10 protein-coding genes are annotated in these 10879 nt (G+C 63.7%); 3 read left to right on the top strand and 7 right to left on the bottom strand.

Annotation, left to right across the window (positions count from 1 at the left end):
- From ACE3TQ_RS22870 to ACE3TQ_RS22845, 6 genes are all read right to left on the bottom strand, one after another.
- Positions 1-1369: DUF1501 domain-containing protein (locus tag ACE3TQ_RS22870; RefSeq protein WP_374585337.1), on the bottom strand; the 1369-nt coding region annotated here is incomplete at its 3' end.
- Between the two features lie 15 nt (positions 1370-1384).
- A complete protein-coding gene (locus ACE3TQ_RS22865; RefSeq protein ID WP_374585335.1) occupies positions 1385-3238 on the bottom strand; it encodes a DUF1800 family protein in 1854 nt (617 codons plus the stop codon).
- A gap of 197 nt (positions 3239-3435) precedes the next feature.
- Positions 3436-3621 (bottom strand): hypothetical protein, encoded by a 186-nt coding sequence (locus tag ACE3TQ_RS22860; protein WP_374585333.1) that lies wholly within the window; start codon positions 3619-3621, stop codon positions 3436-3438.
- A 20-nt stretch (positions 3622-3641) separates the two neighbouring features.
- Complete coding sequence (locus tag ACE3TQ_RS22855; RefSeq protein WP_374585332.1) at positions 3642-3848, bottom strand: hypothetical protein; 207 nt, start codon at positions 3846-3848, stop codon at positions 3642-3644.
- A gap of 24 nt (positions 3849-3872) precedes the next feature.
- Positions 3873-4061 carry a hypothetical protein gene (locus tag ACE3TQ_RS22850; RefSeq protein WP_374585330.1) on the bottom strand — a complete coding sequence of 63 codons (189 nt, stop codon included), beginning with the start codon at positions 4059-4061 and terminating at the stop codon, positions 3873-3875.
- 96 nt (positions 4062-4157) lie between these two features.
- Positions 4158-4847 carry a UPF0149 family protein gene (locus ACE3TQ_RS22845; RefSeq protein ID WP_374585328.1) on the bottom strand — a complete coding sequence of 230 codons (690 nt, stop codon included), beginning with the start codon at positions 4845-4847 and terminating at the stop codon, positions 4158-4160.
- 66 nt (positions 4848-4913) lie between these two features.
- Here ACE3TQ_RS22845 and ACE3TQ_RS22840 point away from each other — a divergent pair, with 66 nt between their 5' ends.
- The 3 genes from ACE3TQ_RS22840 (at position 4914) to ACE3TQ_RS22830 (ending at position 9369) form a co-directional block, all read left to right on the top strand.
- A complete protein-coding gene (locus ACE3TQ_RS22840; protein WP_374585326.1) occupies positions 4914-5891 on the top strand; it encodes a serine/threonine protein kinase in 978 nt (325 codons plus the stop codon).
- A gap of 274 nt (positions 5892-6165) precedes the next feature.
- Positions 6166-8439 (top strand): hypothetical protein, encoded by a 2274-nt coding sequence (locus tag ACE3TQ_RS22835; protein ID WP_374585324.1) that lies wholly within the window; start codon positions 6166-6168, stop codon positions 8437-8439.
- A gap of 342 nt (positions 8440-8781) precedes the next feature.
- Positions 8782-9369, top strand: coding sequence for a hypothetical protein (locus ACE3TQ_RS22830; RefSeq protein WP_374585322.1), 588 nt, complete (start codon positions 8782-8784; stop codon positions 9367-9369).
- A gap of 500 nt (positions 9370-9869) precedes the next feature.
- On the opposite strand, the gene ACE3TQ_RS22825 is transcribed toward ACE3TQ_RS22830, so the two are convergent.
- On the bottom strand, positions 9870-10877 hold the full coding sequence (locus ACE3TQ_RS22825; protein WP_374585321.1) for a GlcNAc-transferase family protein: 1008 nt from the start codon (positions 10875-10877) through the stop codon (positions 9870-9872).
- Between the last annotated feature and the right edge of the window lie 2 nt (positions 10878-10879).

The raw sequence follows: 10879 nt of genomic DNA, 5'->3' as shown, positions 1-10879 counted from the left end.
AAAGCATGAAGCCGAGGTCCTTGACGGGGAAGTTCACCAGCTCGTTTTTGAAGACCTGGTTCTCCAGGGCGTCGGCTTCGGCGCCGAACCAGCGGCCCAGGGTGGCGCCGTATTGCTGGTTAGAGAGGTGCGGAATCCAGGCGCCGCGGCCGGTGGCGTCGTCTTTGCCACCGAGGACGAACTCGGGGAAGCGTCCGTACAGGCCGCCCTTCACGGCGGCGCCGATGATCAGCTGGTGGTTGCCCCAGGCGTGGTCGGTGCCGCCGCTGTTCGGCTGCAGGGTGCGGCCGAAGTCGGACATGGTGAAGGTGGTGACCTTCTGTTCGGCGCCGATTTCGCGCAGGGCGTTCTGGAAGGCGGCCACCGATTGCGACACCTGGCGCAGCAGGTCGAACTGCTGCCAGGCCTGGCCGCCGTGGGTGTCGAAGCCGCCCAGCGAAACGAAGTACACCTGCCGTCCCGGTCCTTGCGCGGCGCGCAGGCGGATCAGCTGGGCCACGGTCTTCAACTGTTGCGCGATGTTATAGCCAGGGAAGACCGTCTGCAGCGCGGCGCCGTTGGCGGCGGCCTGCAAGTCCTTGGCCAGCTCCATGCCGTTCAGCAGCGATTTGTTGGCGGCGGTGGCGATCAGGCTGGGGTTGCTGGCCGAGAGCGCCTGCACCAGGGCGGCGCGCCGCTTGTCGGCTTCGCTTTGCGGCCAGAAGTTCATGCCGGCCAGGCTCAGCTGGCCATTGCCGGGCAGCAGGTTGCTTTGCACCGTGGTGCCGGACACGAACAGGCCGTTGGTGCCGATCGAGACCGCATCCAGGTCGCCATTGGCGCCCAGGGCGTCGGCCAGGCGGCCGCCCCAGCCGGTACCGGCGCCGGATGGCGTGCCGGCCTGGTTCTGCTGGTTCTGGTCGGGGTGGGAGAACAGCTGCGGCGGTACGCCGGCGCCGCTCTGGTATTGGGCCTTGGTCAGCGGCTGGCGCAGGTTGCCGACGTTGAGCAGGGCCGCCACCTGGCCTTGCGCGAACAGGGCGTCGATCTCGGGCATGCCGTAGTGGAAGGCGAAGGGCTGGTCGCTGCCGTCCTGCAGGCGGGCGCTGCGCGCGGCCAGCAGGGTCTTGGCTTCCACCGACAAGGCCAGGCCGCCGCTGCGGCGGATATTGCTGTAGGCGTTGTAATGCGCGGCATCGAGCGGAACGATCATATTGTTGCCGTCGTTGCCGCCATACATGTAGAGGCAGACCAGGGCTTTGTAGTCAGCGACAGCGGCGTGCGCCGGGCGCGTCATGCCCAGCAGGCCGAGGCTGGACATGGCGCCCAGCATGCCGGCTTGCGCACTGGCGCCAAGGAAACGGCGGCGCGATATTTTTTCTTTGCACATGGTGTGTGTCCTTTCTTACTGCTGTACGGCGAAGTCGGCCGCGATGGCGGTCAGGTACAGCGCGGTGATGGCGCGCTGCTTCAGGTCGGTGGTGGCTTGCAGGCTGGCGCCGATGGCGGCGCGGGTGGACGGCGTCATGCGTCCTTGCAGCAGCGTGGCATCGACCAGGTTGAGCAGTGCGGTCGGATCGCCCGCCACCGCCTGGTAGGGCGCCAGGTTGATGCTGACCATGCCGGCGTTATTGCCGGCGATGAAGCCGTACAGGAAATTGGCGCGGCCAATGGCCTGGGCCGGGGTGTAGAGCTGGAACTCAGGGCCGAACAGTTCCGGATTGCCGGGCAGCGGCGCCAGCGGCGAGTAGAAGTTGAACACGCTTGGCGCCTGCAGCAGGCGCTGGCCCATCAGGAAATAGTCCCAGAACATATTGGTCGGGTTCACCACGGTGGCGCCGGTGGCGCGGAACAGCGACAGGCTGTGCAGGAGCGGGTCCTTCAGCTTGCCGGCGCTGGGCGAGACGGCCAGCGCTTCCGGGTCCGTCAGCACCGCGTTCAGGGTGGCCTTCAGGTCGCCGCGCCCGGTCGGGCCGTAAGCGAAGACGTTGGCTACGCGCTCGATGTAAGCGGGGCTCGGGTTGCTGCTGGTGAAAGCGCGGATCAGGCGGGTGGCGATGAAGGGCGGCAGGTTGGGGTGGTTGAACAGGTTCTGCATCACGCCATCCAGGTCCTGCAGCGTGCTTTGGCCGGCGGGCAGGGTGGCGCCGTTGAGCAGGGTCTTGGCGCCCATATCGTGCAGGCGGTCGCGCGGTTGCAGCGGGCCGGTGAAGTTCTCCCAGTTGCTGCCGGTGAGGTTGGTGCCGGTGTAAGTCCAGCCGCTCAGGGCGCGCGCCATGTGGGCGATGGTTTCCTGCGTATAGGCCGGGATGGCATCGCCGTAGCGGTCGCGCTGCACGCTGCCGTCCTGGTTCAGCAGTACCGGGCCGATAGTGAACAGCTGCATCACTTCGCGTGCATAGTTCTCGTTGGGCGCCGGCGTGCGGCTATTGGCCAGGTCGAGGTACTTGCCCATCGCCGGGTTGAGGGTCATCTCGCGCAGCAGGCTGCCGAAATTGCCGAAGGCGTGCTTGTCCAGCGTGGTCAGCCAGGGCAGCAGCTGGTCGCCGCCGTTGTTCTTGTCGGATGAAACGACGAACAGTTGCGACAGGGCGAAGATCATGCGCTGGCGGACCTGGTCTGGCGCGGTTGCCATGTTCATGTACCAGCCGTTGCGCAAGGCGGTGATGTCGCTGGTCTGCGGCAGCGGCGTGGCCGGCATGCTGTACTGCTGGTTGAGCCAGGCTTGCGCGCCCATCTGCTTGACGGCGGCGAAGCTGGCGGCGTTCGGACCGAAGGTGGCGCGCTCAAGCAGCCGGGCCGCTGCAACGGTGGCGGCATCGGGCGCAGGCTGGGTGCCGATCGGGCCCGGCGTTGGCGTTGGCGTCGGGGTAGGCGTGGGCGTCGGGGGCGGCGTCGTGCCCGTGCCGCTGCCGGCCACGACCAGCGTCAGCCTGGTGCTGCCGCTGACCTGGGGCGCAGTGGCCGTGGTGCCGGTGACGGTGATGACGGGATTGGCCGGCATCTTCACTGGCGCAATGTATTCGCCATTCTGCGAATTCAGGGTGCCGACGGTGGCGTTGCCGCCCGGGATGCCGTTGACGGCGAAATTCATGTAGACGCCCTTGCCGTCTACTTTGCCCAGGAACCAGATCTTGCGGCCTAGTTCAACGGAGGCATTCTTGGCGGTGTGTGTGATTTCGACCGTGGTGGCCCAGGCTGATGCGCCCAGGCTGAGCAGGCAGGCCAGGGTCAAGGCCCGGCAATGGCTTAATTGCATTTTTTATCCCCAAATAGTGTCGGCGCGATGACCGTTTCGGGGACAGGAGCAAATGCTGTGCCAGTCGTGGAAACCGTTTACTTCGTGGCTTTACAGACAAAAATTGTCAGTCTGGCAGCAGGGGAGGGAGCAAATTTTGTCAGTCCGAAGGCGCAGGGCGGAAGAATGCCGGACCCTGCGCCAGTGCCGGGAGATGCTTAGCAGTTGATCATGCACTCATCTTGCGTGGCATTGCATTCAGCCTGCTTCTCCATATCGCCAGCAGCCTGGTTCAGGCACCACTTCCAGGTCTGGATGCAGTGGTACTCGCAGGTGCCCGCACCAGCGGTGAAGGTCAGGCCGATGCCCATCGCGAACAGGAAAGCCGAGATCGATTTTTTCATGCTGTGCTCCATTGACGAGGTTAAGGAATCTGATTGCCGCAACGTACCCAGCAGCCTTCCCACCAATCCTGGCAGGCCTGGCGTGCGTCCCAGTCATCGCCCGCTTGCTGCAGGCAATGGTCGCGATCGACACGGCAGATGTACTCACACTGCCAGTCACGTGCCGAGGCGCTCAGGCTGGCGCCCACGCCAGCCGCGAACAGGAATACCGCGCATAACTTTTTCATATCGTCTCCTCAGTTAAACACGGATCAAGGGATGTCGTGGCCGCAACGGGCCCAGCAATAGATGTACTGCTCGTAGCACGTGCCGTAGTCGGTACCGGATGCCGAGCAGCTCTCCAGGTCAACAGCGCACCAGTACTCACAGCTACCGGCGGCTGCAGTCATGCTCGCGCCCAGGCCAATGGCAAACAGGAACGCGGCAAACACCTTCTTCATATGTCTTCCTCCAACTGTTTGGTTTTAATTGGTGTACAGCGGAGTTAGCATAAAAATAAAGATTGAGCAGGGTCAATCTTTATTTTTCATAAATAGTCACTGTTCGGCGCCGTGGCATTTTTTGTATTTTTTGCCACTGCCGCATGGGCAATCGTCGTTGCGGCCGACTTTTGGCGTCTCGTGCTTGACGGTGGTGACGCCGGTTTTGCGGCGCGGCACCCAGAATTTGTGGATGGCCGGCAGGTTGGCCTCGATGTCCAGGGCCAGCTGGTGGGCTTTGACCGGGTCTTCCACCTCGGCCAGCTCTTCCGGCTTGATCTCGTCGGCGCCGAGCAGGTAGATCGGGCGCATCAGCGGGCCGGCTTCCGAATCCCAGATTTCGTCCCACGAACCCTCGCGCAGCTCCATGCCTTCCCAGAAGCCCCAGCACCACGCTTCCGCGTTGAGCAGGGTCTTGCCTTCGTGTTCGTGCTCCACGAACAGCGGCTCGAACTCCTTCGGCGCCACTTCAAAGGTCACCAGCACTTCGTTCATGAAGCGGGTGATCAGGTTGTAGATGCGCTCTTCCTGCTTTTCGTTCTTGAACTTGGGGCCGTCCTTGCGGTCCTCGCCCCAGATGCTGGGCAGCCACTCGGCCGGGGTGATCGGCTCCGGGCCGATGGCGATGGCGGTCAGGTAGCCATGCAGGTGGTCCATCGTCATGGAATCCTCAGGGCTCTGGTCGCCCAGGAGGAAGGAGTCGAGTTCGTCGAATTCTTTGTCGGTCAATGGCTGGTCGAGTTGCATGGCGTCGTGCTCTATATATTTGGTCGAAGGGCGACAGTATACGCCCTGGCCCTTACAATAGCGAGAATGACGCATCCATTCCTTGAACTGAGCCCCGACAAAGTGCTCGACGCCCTGGCCAGCATCGGCCTGTACGGCGATGGCCGCCTGCTGGCGCTGAATTCCTATGAAAACCGTGTCTACCAGGTGGGCATGGAAGAAGGCCCGCCCGTGGTCGCCAAGTTCTACCGCCCGCAACGCTGGACGGACGAGCAGATCCTGGAAGAGCACGCGTTTGTGCAGGAGTTGCAGGAGCGCGAAGTCCCGGCCGTGCCCGCGATGGCGCGCGATGGCCGCACCCTGCACGAATTCGACGGCTTCCGCTTTGCCGTCTTCCCGCGCCATGGCGGACGCGCGCCGGAAATGGACGACCCCAAGGTGCTGGAATGGACCGGCCGCTTCATCGGCCGCATCCACGCCGCCGGCGCCGCCCGGCCTTTCGCCTCGCGTCCCACGCTGGACCTGGCCTCGTTCGGCGAAGAGCCGCGCGACTGGCTGCTGGCGCATGACTTCCTGCCGCCCGAGCTGGTCACCCCCTGGCGCTCGGTGGTCGACCAGGCCCTGGATGGCGTGCGCCGCTGCTACGAGCGGGCAGGGCAGGTGGAGCTGATCCGCCTGCACGGCGATTGCCATGGCGGCAACGTGCTGTGGACCGATGCCGGCCCGCACTTCGTCGACTTCGACGATGCGCGCATGGGGCCGGCGGTGCAGGACTTGTGGATGATGCTGTCCGGCGAACGGCGCGACATGGTGCGCCAGATGGGCGACATCCTGGCCGGTTACGAAGACATGCGCGAATTCGACCCGCGCGAGCTGTACCTGGTGGAAGCCCTGCGCACGTTGCGCCTTATCCACTACTCGGCCTGGCTGGCGCGGCGCTGGGACGATCCGGCGTTCCCGGTGGCTTTTCCGTGGTTTAATACACAACGATACTGGCAAGATCGAATCCTTGAGCTGCGCGAACAGATCGCGCTGATGGACGAGCCGCCGCTCTGGCCGGTTTAACCCGGTAAACCGGGGTCTGACCCGCAGGGTCAGACCCCCAACGGTCTCCCGGCCGTGGGTTTCGGTTGTGCGCCTTTGACTTTCGACGAAGATCAACAGCGCCACCCCCGACCACCGGCAGATGCACAGACAGGGTCTGACCCTTGGGTCAGACCCTGGTTTCCGGGTTTCAAAACGGAGAATTACCGGCAAATCCCCGTCTTTCTCCAAAGCTACCCCCCCGCAGGTCTCTTAGATAATGGCACCATCACCCCAACGCCTAAGCGAGAACCTCATGCAAGCACAACTGCCACCAACCACCGACCGCGCCGAGCATGAGAAGGCCGAGCTGAAAGCCATCACCGAAGCCATTGCCCGCGTCGAAGCCGAAGCCAAAGCCCAGTGCGCCGCCGAATCGCGCGCCGTTGCCGAAGCCCGCGCCCGCGCCCTGGCGGAAGACCGCGCCGCCCTGGAGTCGGCCGCCGCCGCCGCCGCCATGCAGCACGCCGAAGCCGCCGAAGAAGCCATCAAAGCCAACAAGGAACGCCTGGACACCCTGCGCGCCGCCGCCTCCGCCAGCGTGGCCCGCCTGGAGGCCGTCAAGCAGGAAACCGCCGAACTGCGCGCCCGCGTCGACGCCGACCTGCAAGTGCGCCTGGCCGCCGAGCAGCGCGCCAAAGCCGAAGAAGAGAGCCGCCGCCGCGCCGCCGAACAAGTCGCCGAAGAGGAAAAGCTGGCCGCAATGGCCAGCAAAGCCGCCCAGGAGCTGGCTGCACAAGCAGAACAGGCCCGCCTGCAAGCCGCCGAACGCGCCGCCGCCGTGCAGGCCGCGCGCGAAGAGGTGGTTGGCGTCGCCTCCGCCGACGCGCGCATGGCCGCCATCGCCCGCGAACGCGAGCGCCAGGCCCATGCCGCCCGCATGACCGCTGAACAACTGGCCCAGGCCGAAGCCGAAGCCCTGGAGGCCACCCGCCAGCGCGAACGCGCCGACCAGGTCGCACTGGAAGCCGCCTTCAAACGCGCCGCCGCCGAAGTGCGCGCACTGGAAGAAGCGCGCGCACTGGCCCACCTGGAGCAGGAGCGCGAACAGATCGCCCTGGCCAAAGCCGAATCCGACCGCAGCGCAGCCCAATCGCTGCACCTGCGCCTGCAAACCGAAAAAGAAATCCGCGACGCCGCGCTGCACCGCGAACGTCTTGAAGCCATGGCCGCCACCGCCGCGCAAGCGCGCCGCGACGCCGACGCCCAGATCATGGCCGCCACCGAACGCCGCATCGAATCCGACCGCGAACTGCACGCCATCGCCATGGCGCGCGTGGAAGCCGAACAGCAGGCCGAATTCGAAACCCGCGCCCGCATGGAAGCGGAAGCGGTCGCGCTGGAGCAAGCCAAGCTGCGCGAACAAGCCGAGCAAGCTGCCGCCGAACAAGCCCGCATCGAGGCCGAAGAACACCAGCGCGCCGCTGCCGCCGCCGCCGAGCGCAGCGAACTGTCGGCCCGCTCCGCCGTTGTCGCCGCCGAGCAGGCCTCCGCTGAAAAGATCGAACGCGACGCCATCGCCGCGCAATTGGCCGCCGCCGAGCAAGCCAACGCCCTGGCCCAGGAAAAAGCCGCCGCCGCTGTGCGCCTGGCCGACGCCGAACGTGCCCGCGCCGAAGCCGAGCAAGCAGCGCTGGACGCCATCAACGCCCGCCAGGCGGAAGCCGAGCGCGCCCGCGCCGAAGCGGAGGCCAACGCGCTGGCCGCCATGAACGAACGCATCGCCGCCGAAGAAATGGCCACCGCCGCCGCGGTCGCCCGTACCGAAGCCGAACGCGCCGGCGCCGCCGAAGCGCGTCGCAAAGCCGCCGCCGACGCCCGCCTGCAAGTCGCAGCCGAGCAGGAAGCCGCCGCCGTGCGCGCCATGGCCGATCAGATGGAACGCGACGCCGCCAACAAGGCCGCCGCCGCCGAAGCCGCCGCCGCCCAGGCCCGCCTGGCCGTCGAACTGGGCAAGGTGCAAGCGGAGCGCGCACAAGCCGAGCAGGCCCGCGTCCACGCCGAAGAAGCCCTGCTGAAATCGGAACTCGAGTTCGTCGCCAAAGAGCGCGAAACCCTGGCCCTGATCGAGCAGAAGCTGGTGCAGCAGCGCGCCGCCAACGCCGCCGAAGTACGCGCCGCCAAAGCCATCGAAGTGCGCGTCGAGCTGGAGAAGAAAGCCGCCGCCGCCGCCAAGTCGCGTGCCGACGCCGAAGAACAGCTGATCGAAATCGCGCGCCAGCGCGAACAGGCCGAAGAAGCCGCCAACCAGGCCGAATGGGCCAAGCTGGCCGAACAGAAGACCCTGATCGACACCGTCCACGCCCACGCCGAAATGCAGCGCCGCGTGACCGCCACCACCGCCGCCATGGTCGAAACCAAAAAGCGCCTGCTGGAACAGGAAACCCGCCGCCAGCACGCCGCGCAGAACATGCTGAATGCGATGGAGGAGCGTGCTGCGCATCCGTCGGATGAACACTCCGAGACCATGGCGCGCGACGTCATCGGCCGCCTGAAGGAAACTGCCGGCGCCGTCTGGCGCGGCCGCTAAGCCTGACTCGAAATCAGGCGCAGCGCGAAATCCAGCTCAATTTTGAGCTGGATTTTTTTCGTTTCCGGATTCCCGCCATGATCGGGAGCCAACCGTGGGTGGCGGAAAATGGCTTTCGCAACCAGCAGGCACGTTTCTCTTTCGTTTTGCTGATATAACGAAACTTTCAACGTAAAAGAAAGAAAAAACAAAGAAAAACACAAGTTTAAATTGATTTTTATGCAACGCTAACGTAAGCTCCCGCAAGCTACACGAGTATCACTGTACTGGAGCCCGGGCACATCGCCTGAACTTTTGTGCTATCGGATCCCCAATAAATCGTTAGAGAATGGAGCGGAGAGAATGGCAAAAATCATCCAAGCTGCAATGCCCGTAATGGGTTTCGGCGTGCATAACTATCTCGCATTGGTCGACAATTCGGGTAACGTAGTGAGGGAATTGCATGGTGTTGCCCGGGACGGGAACGGCAACTTAGCCTCGTGGACAACCACCGGTACACTATTCGCCACCAATAGTGTCAGCTGGAACACGTTTTCCACCGATGCCAAGCATGAACTGGCGAGTGGGACGATGACGCAGATGTCCCAGCTCTTCTCTGCCGGCGAAGCGTGCGCCACGTCGATCACAGAGAAAGCGGTAACCTATGGCGTGCTGGCTGGCGGCAATTCTTATAACAGCAATTCGGCCTTCATCTCGATGGCTGCATGCATGGGACTCGATACCAAAGTAGCCGATATGCCCGGCTACGAGCCAGGAGTAGACAAGCACGTTCTTACGCAGAGCGAAATTAACGCAATAAGGGACCTCTTCCGATTTGACTTGCCGGTTCCAACGTGGCCGGAACCTTCGTCAGGCAATGCCGCGCCAATCGCGGATACGTCCGTTACGCTTGTTGGTGTGTCCGACGTTCACGCTGCGGCGACCTGTTGATGACGTGTGCCGAAATGAAGCGACTTATCACAGCTCTCATTCTCACTGCATTTGTAGCCCCGGCATCGGTGTTCGCTCAAAGTATGAGTATGAATTTCGCGGGCCTGGGAGAGAGTCCTCTCGCGATTCAGCTGCAAAAGCATGCTGGCTTATGGCGCGACGAGTGGAGCCGGGCAAAGGTGCAGTCATTTCTTGAAGAGTTCCGTGCACGCTATCCAAGCGGCACCGATGCCCGAACTATATTGGTCGATGCCGGTCTTGAGTGTGCCCAGCCGCCAGAAGACGTGTGCACGTACGCCGGCGTGTACACATTCAATCTCGGCCGTCCAGGGTATCCACCGAAACGTGGGGCGGTGCGCATTGACGTCGTTGTTAGGTTCGCCCAGGACCCTTGGGGCGTTACGGCGACCCACGAGCACCTATATGGCGGGGTAAAGCGGTAGGTCGGGGAGCAACGCGCGTCCGGTGCTTAACGCTGGGCCGGACGCAGCGCCATTAGCTCATCCAACGCGGCACTCGCCGGCGGTCGCGCGCTGCCGGTCCAAGTCGCTCCTTGGCATAAGCACGCCCTCAGGGTAGGGATCGATTACCGATCTATTGCGATAGTCGATGCCACTCAGTGCCCGGAACTCCTCCATCGTGCGTGTTGTTCCCAGACCATATGCGCCGGGCAGTCCGTCACCGCACAACAAGCGCGCAAGACGAAGTTTCGCCCGCGCGTTCAGATAGGCCGCACTGAACGAGCGTTGTGCCTCGTCTTCGTCGTGCCAGTGATGGCTCTCATGCGCTACGTTAGCCTCCTTGTACAGGTGATACAGCGGAGTCCAGGTCGGGTGAAAGATATCCCAGCCCCGCGTGTAGGCGCGTACCGCCAAACTCTGTTCCTCGCCATGGAAATACAGGAAGGGATCGTAGGGGACTTCCTCGACGAACTGGCCGCCGCAGAACAGGAATCCTGCCGCGATATGGCAGCCTGGAACGGCGCTGTCCGTTACCATGTGCCGCCCAACGAACCGCATCACAACGTCGCCAGAACTCAATGGGGTGTCCGGGTGGGGCCGCAGGACCAAGGCGGTTTTGCCTTCCGACGGCTTATAGTGCGGCACGCCGTTAACGAAGTCGAAGCGGTAGGGATAGGTGCTGATGATCGGCTTGGCACTACGTTCAAGCAGCGCACGGTGCTGGGCGCGAAGCTTGCTGTCCCAGCCGGCTTCGAAGCACGTATGCGAATCAACCTGCAAAAGATACTGCTCGCCATCGTATAGCGAGAACGCGATGTTACGCGCCCAGCAAACACCTTGCGTGTCCTGAGGATGCATATGCACATAGCGCACCTGGCGCCCGTATGGCAGGGCTTCCATCCGGGTGCGCTGGTCGTGCGTGCTTTGGTCTACCACGCCAAAGCGCAGCATCAGTGGAAATTCGGCGTGATGGATCGCGCTTTGCAGGGTGAAAAACAGTATCGGATCCTGGTAGGAGGCGATGCTGATAAAGATGTTCTGGTTCAAGG

This window comes from Pseudoduganella sp., assembly GCF_041914865.1.
Lineage (GTDB): Bacteria > Pseudomonadota > Gammaproteobacteria > Burkholderiales > Burkholderiaceae_D > Rugamonas.
Note: the sequence above shows the minus strand (reverse complement) of the source record. Positions and strands in the feature narration are given on the sequence as shown.